The sequence below is a fragment of the Psychrobacter pulmonis genome (genome assembly GCF_904846465.1).
GTDB lineage: Bacteria > Pseudomonadota > Gammaproteobacteria > Pseudomonadales > Moraxellaceae > Psychrobacter > Psychrobacter faecalis.
Genome location: NZ_CAJHAT010000009.1, coordinates 1 through 18,306, shown reverse-complemented (window position 1 = coordinate 18,306; position 18,306 = coordinate 1). Strand labels below are relative to the sequence as shown.

The 18,306-nt window shown below is 44.0% G+C and carries 16 protein-coding genes; 6 read left to right on the top strand and 10 right to left on the bottom strand.

Going from position 1 to position 18,306, the window contains the following annotated elements:
- Positions 1-54: 54 nt before the first annotated feature.
- The 6 genes from JMX70_RS12280 to pheA all read right to left on the bottom strand — a co-directional run bounded on the left by JMX70_RS12280 (position 55) and on the right by pheA (position 7,172).
- Complete coding sequence (locus tag JMX70_RS12280) at positions 55-567, bottom strand: 2-amino-4-hydroxy-6-hydroxymethyldihydropteridine diphosphokinase (RefSeq protein WP_201592517.1); 513 nt, start codon at positions 565-567, stop codon at positions 55-57.
- Complete coding sequence (gene folB / locus JMX70_RS12275; protein ID WP_201592515.1) at positions 560-979, bottom strand: dihydroneopterin aldolase; 420 nt, start codon at positions 977-979, stop codon at positions 560-562. The genes JMX70_RS12280 and folB overlap by 8 nt, the downstream gene beginning before the upstream one ends.
- A 41-nt stretch (positions 980-1,020) precedes the next feature.
- Entirely contained in the window at positions 1,021-1,974 is a 954-nt protein-coding gene (gene rarD / locus JMX70_RS12270; protein ID WP_201592505.1) for an EamA family transporter RarD, read from the bottom strand.
- A 285-nt stretch (positions 1,975-2,259) separates the two neighbouring features.
- A complete protein-coding gene (locus tag JMX70_RS12265; protein WP_201592571.1) occupies positions 2,260-4,578 on the bottom strand; it encodes a bifunctional prephenate dehydrogenase/3-phosphoshikimate 1-carboxyvinyltransferase in 2,319 nt (772 codons plus the stop codon).
- Positions 4,579-4,772: 194 nt separating this feature from the next.
- A complete protein-coding gene (hisC, locus tag JMX70_RS12260; protein ID WP_201592503.1) occupies positions 4,773-5,915 on the bottom strand; it encodes a histidinol-phosphate transaminase in 1,143 nt (380 codons plus the stop codon).
- 75 nt (positions 5,916-5,990) lie between these two features.
- Positions 5,991-7,172, bottom strand: a complete 1,182-nt coding sequence (gene pheA, locus JMX70_RS12255) for a prephenate dehydratase (RefSeq protein WP_201592501.1) — start codon at positions 7,170-7,172, stop codon at positions 5,991-5,993.
- 431 nt (positions 7,173-7,603) lie between these two features.
- Here pheA and JMX70_RS12250 point away from each other — a divergent pair, with 431 nt between their 5' ends.
- Both JMX70_RS12250 and JMX70_RS12245 read left to right on the top strand, forming a co-directional pair.
- A complete protein-coding gene (locus JMX70_RS12250; RefSeq protein ID WP_068406916.1) occupies positions 7,604-8,545 on the top strand; it encodes a transaldolase in 942 nt (313 codons plus the stop codon).
- A gap of 151 nt (positions 8,546-8,696) precedes the next feature.
- Positions 8,697-9,206, top strand: coding sequence for a hypothetical protein (locus tag JMX70_RS12245; protein WP_201592499.1), 510 nt, complete (start codon positions 8,697-8,699; stop codon positions 9,204-9,206).
- A 98-nt stretch (positions 9,207-9,304) separates the two neighbouring features.
- Here JMX70_RS12245 and JMX70_RS12240 read toward each other — a convergent pair whose 3' ends face one another.
- Complete coding sequence (locus JMX70_RS12240; protein ID WP_201592497.1) at positions 9,305-9,880, bottom strand: adenine phosphoribosyltransferase; 576 nt, start codon at positions 9,878-9,880, stop codon at positions 9,305-9,307.
- Positions 9,881-10,283: 403 nt separating this feature from the next.
- On the opposite strand from JMX70_RS12240, the gene JMX70_RS12235 reads away from it, so the two are divergent.
- Both JMX70_RS12235 and JMX70_RS12230 read left to right on the top strand, forming a co-directional pair.
- Positions 10,284-10,448, top strand: coding sequence for a rubredoxin (locus JMX70_RS12235; protein ID WP_068406924.1), 165 nt, complete (start codon positions 10,284-10,286; stop codon positions 10,446-10,448).
- 274 nt (positions 10,449-10,722) lie between these two features.
- Positions 10,723-11,616 carry an alpha/beta fold hydrolase gene (locus tag JMX70_RS12230; RefSeq protein ID WP_265089137.1) on the top strand — a complete coding sequence of 298 codons (894 nt, stop codon included), beginning with the start codon at positions 10,723-10,725 and terminating at the stop codon, positions 11,614-11,616.
- A gap of 130 nt (positions 11,617-11,746) precedes the next feature.
- Here JMX70_RS12230 and JMX70_RS12225 read toward each other — a convergent pair whose 3' ends face one another.
- A complete protein-coding gene (locus JMX70_RS12225) occupies positions 11,747-12,772 on the bottom strand; it encodes a WG repeat-containing protein (RefSeq protein WP_201592494.1) in 1,026 nt (341 codons plus the stop codon).
- Positions 12,773-13,255: 483 nt separating this feature from the next.
- Here JMX70_RS12225 and JMX70_RS12220 point away from each other — a divergent pair, with 483 nt between their 5' ends.
- Positions 13,256-14,188, top strand: a complete 933-nt coding sequence (locus tag JMX70_RS12220) for a DMT family transporter (protein WP_068406930.1) — start codon at positions 13,256-13,258, stop codon at positions 14,186-14,188.
- A 104-nt stretch (positions 14,189-14,292) separates the two neighbouring features.
- On the opposite strand, the gene JMX70_RS12215 is transcribed toward JMX70_RS12220, so the two are convergent.
- Positions 14,293-15,705 (bottom strand): solute carrier family 23 protein, encoded by a 1,413-nt coding sequence (locus JMX70_RS12215; protein WP_227671266.1) that lies wholly within the window; start codon positions 15,703-15,705, stop codon positions 14,293-14,295.
- Between the two features lie 496 nt (positions 15,706-16,201).
- On the opposite strand from JMX70_RS12215, the gene JMX70_RS12210 reads away from it, so the two are divergent.
- A complete protein-coding gene (locus tag JMX70_RS12210; RefSeq protein WP_201592491.1) occupies positions 16,202-17,635 on the top strand; it encodes an L-serine ammonia-lyase in 1,434 nt (477 codons plus the stop codon).
- An 18-nt stretch (positions 17,636-17,653) separates the two neighbouring features.
- On the opposite strand, the gene JMX70_RS12205 is transcribed toward JMX70_RS12210, so the two are convergent.
- The coding region (locus tag JMX70_RS12205) for an RNA-guided endonuclease InsQ/TnpB family protein (protein ID WP_201592488.1) at positions 17,654-18,306 on the bottom strand (653 nt) is incomplete at its 5' end.

The window sequence follows — 18,306 nt, the reverse complement described above, 5'->3', positions numbered from 1 at the left end:
TTAGAAAACTTTCACTTATTCTTAATAACAGCTCAGCCACTGCATTTAACTTCTTCAAAGCCCACTCAAAATCAACTCTTCAACCCCTGCCCTTTCATGGGCCTTAAATGGATAACGATCTGCCATGATTATCCATTTTTTGCTTAGGCTATTTTTTTTATCGTCTAATTTTATTAATAAAATATCAATATCCATAGTGACTATTTTTATAGGATATTTTATTGATTCAGAGCAACGCTGTCTACCGCAATCACTTTCAAGTCTCTTAAAGCTTTGCTGCAACTGCTGCAGGGTCATAGCAGATGTAAGGGTTAAATAAACACACTGATTGGTATAGTCAGGTTTTGGTAGCTCAGGTGTCGCGGTAAAATCAGGATTTTGAAATGCCGTTGATAGCTGTATTTCACCTAAAGCCGCAAGCTGTTCTCGAGCGCGTGGTAAGTATTTCTCAGCTTGATAATTACTACCGAGGGCGAGCAGCACTGCCGATACAGAATGCGTTTGCAGCTGTTCAGGCGCGCACTGTTTTAAGTCTTCAAGATTCAAATTAGTCAGATTTTTATGCATTATTAGATTGGCTATTGTCGTTTGCCACTGACTCAGTTGCTGCTACTTTAGCATAACGGGTGATCTGCACCCCGACCGCATCCGCTTGCTTGATAGCAGTGGGCTTGGCAACGCTTAATGTTATTTTATGACAGTTGTATTTTGCCAGTAGCTTATCGGCGATTTGACCAGCCAAATGCTCAAGCAACTTTGCTTTAATCGCTTGGCACCATGCGCTCACATCATCGCAGACCGCTTTGTAATTGAGCGCATCATTAACATCATCTGACACAGCAGCTTTACTAATTTCCGTCTCAAGCGCTATGTCAATCAGGAGCGGCTGCGTAATAGCGCGCTCCCATGCATAAACACCAATCACCGCCTCTACTGTTAAGCCTTTGACAAATACCACATCAGATTCGGTATGAAACATGCACTTATCCTTATTTATTATGCTTTTATTTTAAAACGATTTTACGATAAAGCCTCTTCACGTAGGCGCGCAGCTTTTAATACTTTACTCGGTCTATGGCGCCACAAGTCAATGCTAAATAATAATAGCCCAAGCCAAATCAAACCAAATACCGCCAGACGATGTAAATCAAAAGGCTCGTTATAATAGAATACCGCCAAGAAGAAAATAAAGGTCGGGGTCAGATAATTCATAAAACTTAGAATACTAAAAGCAACCATCTTAGTCGATTTATTAAACAACAATAATGGTATCAGCGTAATCGGACCTGCCAGCATCAGCAGCCAAATGTTTGAGGTAAACCAAAAACTTAACTGACTACTCACCACGTCAGCTTGCCAAAACCACCATAAACAGATCGGTACTAACATGGTGGTTTCTACAAACATGGCATCGACCGCCGTGAGCGGTGTTTGGCGCTGGATGGTGCCGTAAGTACTAAAACTAAAGGCTAAAATCAGCGATATCCATGGCAGGCTACCAATCATAACGACTTGAATCAGCACCGATAATAGCGCAAAACCAATAGCAACCCATTGCAAGGGGCGCAAACGCTCTTTAAACAAAATCATCGAGAGGGCCACGCCAACCAACGGCCCGATAAAATAACCCAAACTGGCTTCAAGAATGCGGTCGTGGTTGACCGCCCATACATAAGTTAACCAGTTGGTAGCAATAATCAACCCCGATATAAAAGAAAATGCTATCCATCTTGGGTTATGTTTTAGCGTATCAATCCACTGCCAGCGCTTGGTCAGCACCAATACTATAAGCAAACAGGCAAAGGTCCATATAATGCGGTGACCGATAATCTCGGTCGCATCATAAGCAGCGAGCTGCTTAAAGTATAAAGGAAATGCACCCCAAATAAAGAACGCTGTTAGCGCGGTGGCAATACCGCGTCTGGTGGTTTGAATAGGAGCAACGGGTTTTTTGACAACATTTTGAGTGGCCATAAGACGATACAACTTTTTAGAGCAAAGCGCGCCCTTACCTATTTTTAAACCATTATCAAATGATAAAAGTAAGGGCGCCGGGTTACTACGTAGAGGGTAGAAAGTAAAAAGCAATGCGTTGATACCAACTAAGTATCAACACATTGCTCACGACAACAACTATTATTAAATAAATTTTATAACAAGTTTAAAAATTTAGCTTTTGGACTTTAACAGATCCAGAAGATAAAGCTTTAAATTTTAGAAGTTAATAATATTTTTTTCAGGTAAATAACAACTTCAATATTAAGCCGCTCCATTATCGACCTTGATAGACATACCGATTTGATTGGCAAGCTCAGCAAATCCTGGGAAACTGGTATTGACGGTTTCAACGCCTTCAATGGTAATCTGCTTCGCTGCACGTAAGCTGGCAACCGCAAAGCTCATGGCAATACGATGGTCATGATGCGAGGTGATATGCCCGCCGCCAAAGACAGGCTGGCTGTTATTCACTTCATTAACGTTACTGCCCTTACCTTCGATGCCTTTACCTTCAATAATCATGCCATCTTCAGTCACCGTACAATCAATGCCTAGCGTTTGTAGACCGTCTGCCATCACGGCGATACGATCTGACTCTTTCACACGCAACTCTTTTGCACCGGTTAACACCGTACGACCTTGGGCACAGCTGGCAGCGATAAACAATACGGGAAACTCATCAATCGCTAAAGGTACTAAATATTCTGGAATCTCGATACCTTTTAGGCTTGAGCTGCGAATAGTGATATCAGCGACTGGCTCGCCGCCGACATGGGTTTCATTGCTTAGGCTAATATCAGCATTCATCAATTTTAAGATATCAATGATACCTGTACGCGTCGGATTGATACCGACTTGCGTTAGCGTCAACTCGCTACCTTGACTGATGGCTGCGGCTACCATAAAGAATGCGGCTGAAGAGATATCAGCAGGAACGGCGATATCGCCGCCTGTAAGCGTGCCGCCACCTTTGACGCTGACACGATTGCCATCAACTGTCACAGGATAACCAAAGGCTGAGAGCATACGTTCGGTATGATCGCGGCTAACTTCAGGTTGAATAACGGTCGTGGTACCTTCTGCCCAAAGTCCCGCCAATAATAAGCAAGACTTAACCTGTGCAGAGGCAACTGGCATATCATATTCCATACCTTGGAGCGGCTCACCAACATTCGCACGACCCGTAATGCTAAGCGGTGCGGTACCATTATGACCGGTACTTTGAATGACGGCACCCATTTCACGTAATGGTGCGGCCACACGTTCCATCGGACGCTTATTTAGACTGGTATCGCCTGTCAATACACTATCAAATGACTGCGCTGCTAATATACCGGCAAGCAGGCGCATACTGGTGCCTGAGTTGCCCATATATAAGGGCGTTTTGCTTGGTTTTAGACCGTTCATACCGACGCCATGAATGGTTAATTTACCTTTATCAGGGCCTTCAATACTCACGCCCATATCACGAAATGCTTGCAAGGTAGCCAGCGCATCCTCTCCTTCCAAAAACCCTGTGACGTTGGTGACACCTGTGGCAAGGCTACCAAGCATGATACTGCGATGCGAGATAGATTTATCACCAGGAATAGTAATGGTGCCAGAGACGGTGTTGCTAGGAGTAATACTATAAGAAGCTGACATGGCAGAAGTATCCGTATAAGGGGTGCTGGCTAACATATGGCCAAAATGTCGCCGTGCGGCTTGCGCGCGGCCCAAAAGCCCCATGAGGGCGGTCGAATCTTTATCAATGATAAGCTGGCGCATATTCTGTAGATAAACGCCATACTCGTCAAGAGCGCTTATAATCGCGCTTTGGTTGGCAAAAAATATATCATGCCACATTTTAGGGTCGCTGGCGGCAATACGGCTAAAGTCGCGAAAACCGCCTGCGGCATAGCGAAACATATCTAAATTGTCATCATGACTTGCCAGCTGTTCAACCAAATTAAACGCCAGCAGATGCGGCAGATGACTGGTATGTGCCAATATTGCGTCATGACGTTCAGCCGCCATCGGCATGACCGTCGCACCAACTGCTTCCCATAACTGCCGCAGCTTAGCAATGGCGCTATCATTAGCCGTTGGCAGCTCGCAGATAATCACGCTATGATTGACGAATAGAGTGGCGCGCCTGGCATGATAGCCTGAATTTTCCGCCCCAGCAATCGGATGCGCAGGGACAAACCCCGTTGGTAGCGAGCTAAAGACCGCTTTTGCCGCCTCAATGATATTAACCTTGGTACTACAGACGTCGGTAATGAGGCAATCAGCAGCAAGCTGTCCGTTATCCATCGCGGTTTTGATATCGACAAACACAGCCTTTACCGCTTGCACTGGCACGGCAATGATAATTAGGTCGCTGCCCGATACCACTTCACTTAAGACGGCACTACCCGCATCTAGCAAACCATATTCCATGGCTTCATCGATGCTTGGTGCATGTCGATCAACCGCCACCAAGCGCGCACTTAAACCAAGGTCTTTGATGGCTTGGGCAAGACTCGCGCCAATCAGCCCTAGACCGATAACACAGACTTGCTCAAATAATGGCGGCTGAGTATATATAGACGATTGCATATGATTGTTTTGGTTGGTTATGGGTTGATTGCTTAGGTTTTGATTACTTATATTTTGATTGCTAAGATTGTTTTGCTGGCGACTCACGGCGTTTCTCTTTCAACAAACCAGCATCAGTAGGCATAAAACATACTGATATCGGCGTCGTAAAATTATTTTATTTTTTGTTTAAAATAGGGATAACTACTTTTTTATTAATCTTCAGTCAATATTGAGCGCAAGGTATCAATCAGGCGCATATTATCTTCTGCAACCCCTACCGTAATACGCAACCAATTGGGCAAACCATAACCTGCTAATGGACGCACTATCACGCCCTGCTCTAGCAATGCTTGATAAATGGCAGCCGCGTTTATGTCTTCCATCTCAACTTCTATTTCAACCATGATAAAGTTGGCATGCGACTTAATAAACCCTAGCCCCAAAGCATCAAACTGCTTTTCTAACCAGCGCATTTGCTCTTGGTTATTAAGTCTTGTTTTTTCAATAAAGTCTTGGTCTGCAAGCGCAGCATTGGCAGCAGCTAAAGCGACTCTACTAACGTTAAAGGGCTGACGAATGCGATTGAGTAAATCGGCGACAGCGACTGAGCTTAGCGCATAACCAACACGCAAACCTGCTAGCCCATAGGCTTTTGAAAAGGTACGTACAATAACCACATTCTCAAATTCATCGAGCAGCGCTCTATTATTACTCTCAGGACTATATTCGTTATAGGCTTCATCTAATACCACCAACACTGAGCTTGGCACACTAGCGACAAACGCACGTAACTCTTGCTGCGTAAGCTGCGTACCCGTTGGGTTATTAGGATTGGCGATAAAGACCATTTTGCTATTAGGATTGTCCGCTACCGCCTGACTCATCGCCTTTAAATCATGACCAAAACGATTGGCTGGCACTTCCACGCCTTTTGCGCCTTGCATTTTGGCCAGCATCGGATAAACGATAAAAGCATACTGACTATAAATAATCGCATCATCGACGCCAGCAAAACTACGCGCTAAGATATCAAGCAAATCATCAGAGCCATTACCTAAAGTAATCTGCTCAACACCAACATCGTTAAAGTCAGCAAGTGCTTGTTTGAGATAATAACCATTGCCATCAGGATAACGTGCCAGCTGACCCAGTTGCTCGGTAATCGCAAGCGTGACATGCGGTGAGCAGCCCAGTGGATTTTCATTACTAGCAAGCTTGACCACATCTGAGACACCGTACTCGCGTGTCAACTCTTCAACCGGCTTGCCCGTCTGATAAGGCATTAGCTCTAAAATACTGTCATAGGCCGGCACTAGCGGTGATAAATTTGACTCTGTCGACTGAGATGACTGCATGATTTATCCTTGGATGTGATATGGCATTTACTGTTGATGAATCCCTACTGTTAAAACCATTCTATTAAGCCAGCTTTATAGCACGGCTTTTGGATAAGAACCGAGGATACGCAAATCTTTGACCAATGGGCGGATATCCGCAATTGCTGCACTCACATTTGCGTCTTCGATGTGGCCATCCATATCGATAAAGAACACGTAAGCCCATTTATTTGGACGTTCAGGACGGGTTTCGATACTGGTCATCGACACGCCATGATAAGACAAGGGCTTTAAGATTTCGATCAGGGCGCCCGCTTTATCATGCGCTGAAACCATAATTGAAGTTTTATCTTGACCCGATGGCGCAATCGCTTCGTGACCGATAATTAGGAAACGCGTGGTATTACTAGGATTGTCTTCGATATTTGAATACAGCTTATGTAAATCGTACTCTGCCGCTGCCACATCACCGGCGATTGCCGCTGAATGCCATTCGTTTTTGAGACGGCGGGCCGCTTCACCATTGCTCGATACCGCCACACGCTCAACATTTGGGAAATTAACATCGAGCCAATGACGGCACTGCGCCAATGACTGCTGATGTGAGTAAATACGGCTTAAGCCATCAATTTTGGTGTGTTCAGCAACCAAAAAGTTCTGATGAATAGGTAGCTCAACTTCACCGATTATCTTTAAGCTAGAAGATAAAAAGCCATCTAAGGTATGGTTAACCACGCCCTCTGATGAGTTTTCAACTGGTACCACACCATACATCGCCGTACGCGCTTCAACTTCACGAAAGACGTCAGTAATAGTATTTAGTGGCACAGTATCGGCAGCTTTACCAAAGTGCTTTAAAGCGGCGGCATGGGTAAAGGTGCCGACAGGGCCCAAAAATGCAATACGCTGCGGTGCTTCCAAGTCAAGGCAGACTGACATGATTTCGCGGAACAAACGCGCCATTTTTTCATCGGCGATGGGCCCGGTATTGCGCTCCATCACCGCCTTTAACACTTGCGCTTCACGCTCAGGACGATAAAAAATAGGATTGGTTTTTTCGGTATCAGGACTATTGGCAACGTGGTCTTTTTTTACCGTCGCTACTTGCTGCGCCAATTTGGCACGGTTATTAATGAGCGTTTGAATTTCGCAGTCAACTGCATCAATACTTTGGCGCAATGTGTTTAAAAACGCTTTATCAGTTGCAGCCCCATCAACACTTGCAGGGGTTTGGCTTAGATTGTCTACATTTTGCTCTGGTGACTGCTCACTCATTACCGCCCATCCTTTTTCTAATATTATTGCTAAAGTTATTGCTAAAGTTTATGACTGTTGTCTACTAGCTAGGTAACCTGCTTATTTTAATAATAAATGCTCGCTTAGTTCTCATGTTTAGCGAGCCAAACAGTGGATCGGCTCTACTATAGCAAAAACTATCGACAGTGCCCATTCGTAAATACGCGCAAATAAGCAATTTGCCATAAATCTTAGCACAGTTATGCACGATAAACGCTATACCCTATAAAACTATCAGGCTACAACCGTCCAAATATATGATACAGTTTAAAGATAGCCGTTAAATTCACCATACCGCCATGATAAATCGCTTTATCAATGAAAATTCATAAGCAACTAACTGAAATAACCAATCTAAATAACACGGCTAAATAAAAACATCAAAACGTAAATTAATCATAGGATATCTGATGAGCGCATTACAACAGCTTCGCACCATGACCACTATTGTCGCTGATACGGGCGACCTTGCCGCCATTGCGCGTCTAAAACCCATCGATGCCACGACCAATCCAAGCCTTATTACCAAAGCGCTGATTCATCCGGACAATGAAGCGCTGATGTCAGAAACCATGAGTCGCCATCGCGGTGATGTCGATGCAGTGATTGATGAATTAACCGTTCAAATCGGCTGTAATATTTTAGCATTGATTGAAGGTCGCGTTTCAACCGAAGTCGATGCACGCTTATCTTATGACACTCAAGCCACCATTGATAAAGCGCTCAGCTTTATGGAAGCCTACCAAAAAGCAGGTATTGATTCAGAGCGCGTCTTAATTAAGATGGCCGCAACGTGGCAAGGTATTGAAGCGGCGCGTTACCTTGAAACGCAGGGAATTCACTGCAACTTGACGTTATTATTCGGTCAGCATCAAGCGATTGCTTGTGCCGATGCGGGCGTGACCCTAATCTCGCCTTTTGTAGGGCGTATTTTAGACTGGCAAAAACGTCAGCAAAACCGCCAAAATGTCCCTGCTTCAGATGATATGGGTGTGCAATCGGTCAAGCTTATTTACCAATACTACAAACAACATGGCTATAAGACCCAAGTGATGGGCGCAAGTTTCCGCTCGACCGAGCAAATATTAGCACTGGCTGGTTGTGATCTATTGACCATCGCGCCCAATCTGATTGATGAGCTGGCAGCCATGGATGTCGAAGTGACACGCCAACTGTCACCAAGTATGTCAATGGATTTGCCCGACATGGCGAAGGTCAGCTTAACCCATGACGAGTTCAGTGCCGCTTATCAGCAAGATATCGTCACCCAAGACTTATTACCCAAGGGTATCGATGGCTTTATCGGTGCGCGTGATGAGCTTGCGCAAATGCTCGCGGCGATGCGAGATTAACTGCGATATTTATATATTTTATGCGTTTGCCTGCTAATCACGAGTGCTGAGATTGTCTCAGTATGAACCCCTTGTCATAAAAGTAATTTGCCTGCTTCTATCAAGTTGGCTATGATAAGCGACTTTATATAACAACAAGCAAGGCTCGATTATGAAACGGCTAGCAGTGATATTAGCAGGTAGTACGCTTGCAATGAGTGGCTATGCGGCAAACTGGTTAGAGGTCTCAAAAAGCCAAACTGGCTCTATTTTTAGCTTGGATGTGGATTCTATCGAACGCTCAGACATTCATATTATTGATGAAAAAGAAGTCGAAAACATTACTGTCTCGATTCGTAGAACCTATCCTGCGCCAAAGGATAGCGCAAAAGACGCTAAAGAAAATGAGGCGAAAGCAAAAGAGAGTAAAGACAAAGGCGCTAATAAAACAGTGAAAGAAACCAGCATTCATCATAGCGACCAGCAATGGCTTATCTCATGTAAGGACGCAAGCTACTATCAGCGTGCTTACGTCAATTATGCAGCTGACGATAAAGTATTAAAATCTTGGCAATCTGATAAGCCGATATTAACGACCAAAGACTTTAAGCTGACCAAACCAAAAACGATCAGTCGCTTGCTCGTCGAACAAGCGTGTAAAAGTTATCAGCAAGCTAAATAGCGTAAAGTAAAACGAATTAAGACAAACAAATAGCATTAAAAAAAGCGCGCTGAACTATAATTATCCAGCGCGCTTTTTATTATGCTAAAACCATTTCTCTAAGCTTTTAAAACGGTATAAATAGGTACAGGAAACTCGCCATGTAAAGCAACTAAATCTAACAATACCAAGGCGCCAACCACCGTATGCTGTGCAGATTTACAAAGCTCATAAGCGGTCATCAGCGTGCCGCCTGTCGCCAAGATATCGTCGACCAATAATACCCGCTCAGGCGGCAAATTATTTTGCATCTCAAGCGTGTCTTTGCCGTATTCTAATACATAAGCTTTATTAGCAACCGGCGGCGGTAATTTACCGGGTTTACGCAGCAAAATCATGCCTTTACCCAAACGTCCCGCCAGCAAACTGGCAAATACAAACCCACGCGCTTCTACGGCGCCTAAGCAATCCACTTCATCAAGCAAACCTTTAGGCAAAACCGCCAACATCTCATCAATCACCGCATTGATATGACTGCGTAGTAACGGTGTAATATCATAGAAATCGATACCAACTTTTGGGAAGTCTGGTACTGTGCGAATGATTTGCCAAAATGGATGGTCAGTATTGAGCATATTAGATGAATCGGTTGTGGTCTTAACTTCAGCTGATGTAACGGCGGCATTCGCGCTCATAGTAACCCTTAACTTATAAAACTTAAATAATGATATGACGGTGGTAAATGAGGTAGGTGATAAATGAGATGACAATCGCTAAAAATAGCGGCGAGAATTATAGCATAATCGGCTTTATCGTGACGGCAAAATCGGCAATGACAGCCCAGCTAAAACCTTGAAAGTGACGCATAAGCACTTGATAAAAGCTGGTGAATCTCAATATACAAGTGTAAACTTAACTATGAAAATAACCGCTATATGCTAAACTACGTGCGTTTTTACATGCTAAATGTTGGCTAGAATACTTAATAATTGCTTTAAAAACGCCAATTAATCTAATTAACGCCACTGGTAATAGCAAAAACGCTGGTAAAAGAAACATTGGTAATCGTAATACTGGAAATAATCGATAGGACTATTTATGAAACGTTATGAATGTATTGTCTGCGGCTGGATATACGACGAAGAGCTTGGCTGCCCTGAAGAAGGCATCGCGCCTGGTACCAAATGGGAAGACATTCCAGACGACTGGACGTGCCCAGAATGCGGCGTTGGCAAGCTTGATTTTGAGATGCTCGAATTTTAAGCCAACGACCATCTAAATAGGATACTTCATGACAGAATCAAACCCCACCAATCACACAAACGCGTCTGTAAATTCAGAAGAAACCGACAATGCTTTAGTGCTTAATGACAAAATGACGAATGATACAGTGCTCAGCTCTTCACCATCTAATTCTTCAGCACTTAGCGCTGCGATAATCGACTCTCCAACAATCGATTACCCGACGCCTGAATGGCAAAAGTTTGGCGATCATGCTTGGTATCCGTCTGATTTGAGCGAGCATCTTTATCAATCGATGATCGATATCGGCGATGGCATTGAGCTGTGTGTTGAGGCAGGTGGTGATCCCAAGAATCCGCCGTTACTTATGATTATGGGGCTTGGCTCACAAATGGTGTTTTGGCCCAATAGTTTCATAAAGCGCTTTATCGATGCCGGTTTTTTTGTAATTCGTTTTGACAATCGTGATATCGGCTTGTCGTCCAAAGTACAGATTGATGGTTTGCCGCGTATCAGCCAATTAAAAATGATGATGCGTCTGCAAACGGGACTGTCGAATAAAGGCGCGCCGGTTGCTTATAATTTAACCGACATGGCAGAAGATACGGCGCGTTTAATCAAAGCCTTAAAGCTTGGTAAAACGCATCTGCTTGGCGCTTCTATGGGCGGGATGATTGCGCAAATCGTTGCCGCGCGTTATCCAAGTTTGGTACAGCGCATGGCCTTGATGTTTACCACCACCAATCGTGCTTTTTTAAAGCCGCCCAAACCCAAGCAGTTATATACCCTGATCAACCGCCCTGAGAGCCACTCTGAGCGCGATATCGTACGGCATAGCGTCTGGTTTATGAAAACCGTTGGCACACCAGGGCACGTCAATGTGCGCATGGTACGTGACATCGCCAAGATACGTTATCAGCGTAATTTTCATCCGCTTGGTACGGTACAACAGCTCAATGCTATCTTAGCTTCTGGCTCGATTAGCAAATATAGCAAACAAGTTAAAGCACCGACGATTGTGCTGCATGGTAGCGCTGATGGTCTGTTACCCGCCTCACAAGGTCGAGTGGTTGCAAAGACCATTCCTAATGCAAGCTTTCATTTAATCGAAGGTATGGCACACGATATTCCCGAATACTATCAGCCCTATATGGTCGATTTAATTAGCAAGCATCTATTAGACAAGTAGTACTTCAAGCTTAAAATTAATGATCATTAAGTATAAAAAAAGAGTGTCAGAAAGATGAATGATCTATCGCTCTGACACTCTTTTTTCGCCGGCAAATTTAAGCGTGATATTAAATGATAAGTCTTAAGTATCAATCACATCCAATACTATCACCCTCTTTATCAATACACATTTTATTGCCATTTTCTAAATTGCCAATCCAAGCTTTGCCATTCGTAAATACAAATGCAGGTTGGTCTTTATAATGATCGCTCGCATTCACACCGTTATTATCAAAGCGAAAAGGAATCACTAATTCACCGCCTAAATTGACAAAGCCCCATTCATTATCGATACGCACGCCCGCCAAACCTTCAGAAAATGGTCGCACTTCATCGAAAGAATAGGTAATCATAGACACATTATTATCATCAACAAAACCCCATTTGCCGTCTTGTTGCCGTGGCTGCAAGGTGGTAAAACTACGGGACGGTGGCAACTTTTGCGCAGCTTCATTGCTGCTAACAAGTGTACTTTTCGAATTTTGACTAGCAGCCTTGCTATTTGGGTCAGAGGTAGGTTTGCCGTTTTTATCCAACCAGCTGATAGCTTGATTTTTACGTACGCGCGTCATGCCGCTACGATAATCGTCAATATCACTAATTGCAGCGGAAAATGGTATGACTGTCTTGTTGGCAGTATCTACAACCCCATAATGACCGTTTTGCTTGACCACAATGCGACCTTCAGAGACGGGACGCGCCCAACTTTGTCCTTCTTTGAGCATATCGTACATCGCAGGAATAACCTCGCGACCTTGCATATTGACGTAGCCCACCCGACCATTACGCAGCACTGGTAGCAAGCCGCCCGATATTTTGTCAGCATCTACTCTTTGATAGCGGGTTAAATCAAGCACACTTTTGCCTTGCTTATCAATCAAGGCAACTGGTGCTCCGTAATCTTTTATGGCTAAAAAATAGCCGCTACTAGAGGTACAAGAGACATTTTTATAATAGCTTTTGGGTATTTTGCAGCTGGCGGCTTGTGCATTTGACATCCCAAAAAACGTAGCAGCTATGGCGCTCATGACAAATAGACGCGCAATGAAACTGCGACGTGGCAGCAGTGTAGATAAGAAGTCTATTTGTCGTTTCGATATAGAACGTTGCAGCATAAGCAAACCTAGGCTAAAAGTAATAGAAGCACTGTAAATATATGGTGAGTTCATTGTAAAAACGATATAGCGGAACTGTCATAGATTTTTTGAAGCCTCTGGAGAGCAAAGCGCACAACAAGCGAGGAAAATTTACGACAGTTTCGCGCAAAAATATCATGTCTTTATTTTATATAAAATTCACTATATTAAGTTAAGTATTTGAAGAGTATCACTATTTTAAAACAGGATGTGATTCAAAATACAAATAGATGATAGAGTAACAAATGGCAGCTTGTGCGCCAATGCTATTACTGTAAGAAGGTGACCGCTTTATTTATCTATGGTGAGTGATAAGTCATTATAAAATAAATTGCACCAAAGCATTCCAATTCAAGAGCAAAACACTGACAATATGGCTTGTCTATACAAATCAACTCTTTAGCAAACCACACTTAAAAAGCATTTTAAAAAAGTAACATAGTAATGAGATAAGGATATTGCATGGCTATCGCCTCTTCACGCTCCGCCGCTACTGGCTTGGTCATTGGTTGCGTTATTTTTGGTTTGGGCAGCTTAATTGTCGCCCATGTCGATATCGGTGGCTGGGCAATGTCATTTTGGCGACTGGCTATTTCTGGCGTGGTGTTTGCTATATTGGCTAAAATGACAGGGCAACGACTTCCGCGCTCAAAGCGTGCTGTTTTTTACGGTCTATTATCAGGCGCGTTTTTAGGACTCGATTTAGCGCTATGGCATGAGAGTATTTATGCGGTCGGTCCCGGTATCTCAACCTTACTTAATAGCTTGCAGATTTTCTTTTTGGCGGCCATTGGCTTTTTATACTTTAATGAGCGCCAATCTATTTTGCAGCTCATCAGTTTATTTTTAGCCATGCTAGGCGTGGCAATGATAGGTAGCCCTGAGTTTGCGCAAAATACCGCGGCGACTTGGGGGTTCGTCACGGGTATTGTTTCAGGCGCTATGCTTGCCGCGTCGATGACCTTTATCCGTAAAACCCATGATACTGAGCCAACGCCGATATTTATGCTGATGCAGCTGGTGAGTATCGGCGGCGTCATAGCAATGATTCTGCCAATGTTTATCTTTGATATGGGTAATATCTTACCCAATACTTGGTATGAGATTGGTTGGATATTGATTTATGGCACGGTGATGCAATGCTTGGCGTGGGGGCTTATCGCCTACTCGATTCCTAAGCTGTCTTTAGCATTGACAGGGCTGCTCTTATTAACCGAGCCCATTGCGGCCTTGGTGATTGATTATAGCTGGCTTGATAAACCGATTAATACGCTGCAATGGAGCGGCGCGCTATTGACGATGTTTGCCATTTATTTAGGGTCGTTAAAACCTAAGCCACGCGCACTACGCCGTTATCGCTTTTTTGCCAGATTTTATAAACGAAATTATAAATAAAGCGGTAATGAATAAAAGTTATAATAAGTAAGAGCCGTAATAAGTAAAAGCCACAATAATCATTGTGGCTTTTTTTACGATGAACAAATCAATCTTTTTGACGGTTAATCTTTTTGTCGATTAAATAAAGCATTCAGTACAATCGCCGCTAAAGTCGCGGTGCCAATTCCGCCTAAATCAAAGCCGCCTAGATGCAAGCTAAAATTACCCGTACCCATAATAACGGTAACCGCGGCAATGATTAAATTGCTATTTTTGCTAAAATCGATATGACTGTCTATCCAAATTTTTGCCCCAGCAATGGCAATCAAACCAAATACGACGATAGAGGCGCCGCCCAATAAAGCCGCCGGTATGGTCTGAATAATAGCACCAAACTTTGGCGACAAGCCGAGCAAAATAGCAACCAAACCCGCTATCACAAAAATCGTCGTGCTATAGACTTTGGTCACGGCCATGACACCGATATTTTCTGCATAAGTGGTCACCCCTGTGCCACCAAAGCCTGCTGAAAACGTCGTCGCCAAGCCATCAGCAAAAAATGCTCTGCCCATATAAGGCGTCACGCGCGCTTTAGTCATGCCTTCGACTGCTTTAAAGTGCCCTAAGTTTTCGGCAATTAAGATAAAGGCCACGGGCGCAATCAAAATAATCGCACTCATCTCAAAATGCGGCGTATGAATACTTGGCAGACCAAACCATGAAGCCGCCGATACATTGCTAAAATCAATCGGTACGCCATAACCGAGTATATTGGTCGTAACAAAATAAGCAATATAAGATAGGATTAAACCAACCAGCAACAACAGACGGCGCAGCATACCGCGGGTAAATACTGCAACCCCACTGATAAGCAATACCGTCAGCGTCGCCATCCATGCATCAAACTGGTTGGCAGACACCCCTTGAATGGTCACAGGCGCTAAATTTAGACCAATAATCATCACAATAGCACCGGTGACAATAGGCGGCATCAAACGCTCAATCCAGCCTGTACCCGTCTTCATTACCAACAAACCTATCAAGGCATAAATGATGCCGCAAGCCATGATACCGCCCAAGGCGACATTCAGATTGTCATTGAATCCCACACCCGCATAAGCAGTAATCGCAATCACAGGACCGATAAAAGCAAAGCTTGAGCCCAAATAACTGGGCATGCGCCCGCCAGTAATGATAAAAAACATCACCGTACAGATACCGGACATCAAAATGGCCAAATTGGGGTCAAACCCCATTAATAATGGCGCGAGCACGGTCGAGCCAAACATGGCAAACGTATGCTGCACCCCTAATAACACACTCTTGCCAGGCGGTACATATTCATTAATGCCGACCGGATCGCGATCCAAGTTGCCCTTATAAGGACGCCACGTTGGAAACCAACGACCATTATCAAAGTCTGGATTGTGCGGATAACTCACCGCAGCTGTATCGATACCAGCCGCTGCTAATGCATTATGAGGCTCTGAGTGATTGCTCTCCGGTGCTGGAGCGTGAGGTTCAGGTGTTGTCATGCGCTGTCCTATTTGAGCTAAGAAAATACCAATCAGCTAAAAACTGTTAAAAAGCCACTGTAAAAATACAACTGTGAATTGAGTCAAAACGATAATAGTGAAAATATATTTCCTTACAGTAAATATAAATCGCTACATAAATAGCATTAAAAAACATGCTCGACTGTTTGCGCCATTCTCTACACTATAGTGATGGCTGAATTACAGGATGTTACAAGGATATTGGTTGCGAGCATGATAACGGAGTTCTATGATAAATAAAAGTTATTATTCAGCTGCCTTGTGTCCGCTTATACTGACAGGTATTCATAGATAACGTCGCAAATTTTTAAATGCTTAGCTTTTTTATTTAAGTAAACATCTAAAAAAACGCTCTGTATCGTCATAGTACGGTATTTATCAGAGGTTTTTGGACGGCTATCTATTATTTTTTCACCCCAGTACTAAGCCCCTTCTACAACAGACGCTGATGCACTGACAATTTCTTGGTATTTTTATGATTAGTGTTTTCGACTTATTTAAAATTGGTATTGGGCCATCAAGCTCTCATACCGTTGGGCCTATGGTGGCAGCCAACTTATTTTTGACGTCATTGCTTAAACAAAGCGCATTGACAACGATTAAGAATATTGAAATCGAGCTTTATGGTTCTTTGGCTGCTACTGGTAAAGGGCACGCAACTGATACGGCGATATATTTAGGCTTACTTGGCCATACGCCAAGCACCATTGATACGCGCTTAACGGATCAATACTTGGCGCCTATTTTCGCGGACAAGCTGCTTAATTTGTCTGGCAAACATGTTATCGAGTTTGACACCGAGCGTGATGTGTATTGGTATGATGATACGGTATTGCCTTATCATCCGAATGCTTTGACCATCCGCGCTATATTGACCGATGGTAGCAAATATCAGCAGACCTATTATTCGGTTGGCGGTGGCTTCGTGATTAACGAAGATGACGCCAATAATCCCGATGAGGACCATGCCAGCCCAACGATTGATATCGTTCCCTACCCTTTTAATACTGCCGCAGAGTTACTTGAGCAGTGCCATAAGCATGGACTAAGTATCAGCGAGTTGGTACTTGCTAACGAATGCCATTACCGCGATCAAGCAGATGTTTTTAGTTATTTAGATGCTATTTGGCAAGTGATGCAAGACTGTGTAACCCAAGGCTGTAAAAACAGCGGCGTTTTACCCGGTGGCCTTGACGTTAAACGCCGTGCCCACGATTTACACAATCAATTATGTGCTGAAAAAGGTCTGCCTATCGCCAAGACTGACAAGCTGGCAGCAATGGATTGGGTCGATTTGTATGCCCTTGCCGTCAATGAAGAAAATGCCAATGGCGGTAAAGTGGTCACCGCCCCAACTAATGGTGCGGCGGGCATCATTCCGGCGGTCTTGCACTACTATCGTGATTTTCTGCTTAATTATAACCAAGCTGGCGTGCGTAACTTTTTATTAAATGCCACCGCTATCGGCAGCTTAATTAAACAAAACGCTTCTATTTCGGGTGCGGAAGTTGGCTGCCAAGGCGAAGTCGGTTCAGCCTGTGCGATGGCAGGTTCGGCATTGGCCGAAATAATGGGTGGCTCGCCAGCGCAGTGTTTGAATGCCGCCGAGATTGGGATTGAGCACAATTTAGGTCTGACTTGTGATCCGATTGGTGGTTTGGTACAAGTCCCTTGTATCGAGCGTAATGCGATGGGCGCTGTCAAAGCCATCAATGCCGCGCGTCTTGCCTGCCGCGGCAATGGGCAGCATTTTGTTTCACTAGACAAAGCGATTGAAACCATGAAGCAAACAGGCGCTGATATGTCTGATAAATACAAAGAAACCGCACGCGGCGGTCTGGCTATTTATGCTGATAACCGCATTCCCACTGCTACCCGCGGTGTCAGTGTCAATTACAGTCAATGTTAATTTGACTTCCTCCCCTCTCTAAAGTGAGGGGATTCCTACTACTAGACGCTCAAGCCCGAGCGCGAGAATGTTTTTTGCCGCATTAATATCACGGTCATGAGTGACACCGCACTCGCAAAGCCATTCTCTTATTCCTAAGTTTGCTCTACCTTTCGGACTGTTTTGGCGTGAGCCACAACACGAACAAGTTTGGGTGGTGTAACTTTCATTTACCTCATCATAGTAGCAACCTGCGTTCTCGCACTTATAGGTCAGTTGCCGCTTAATCTCAAACCAACCTGCATCATAGACGGACTTGGCGAGTTTGCCCCTAGTGAATGATTTTGATTGAAGTTTGCCAATGATGATTATTTTATTAGTCTTGGTAAGGTTGGTGGTAAATTTATGAATCAAGTCTTGGCGTGTATTTTTAATCTTGGCGTGAATCGCCTTAACTCTTTGTTTGTTTTTAGCCCGCTGAGCAATGCCTAGTTTTTTAGCGTATTGCTGGGTGACTTTGGTTTTTAGTACCTCACCATTACTTGTCGTTGCTGAGTCCCTGCAGCCTAAATCAATACCAGTTTCGCCTGTACCGCACTCAATTTTTGGGTACTCTTTAATGGTGATACAGGCATACCAGTGGCCGCGACTGTCTTGCACAAGCTCACAGGTGTTGATGGTGTAGAGTGCTA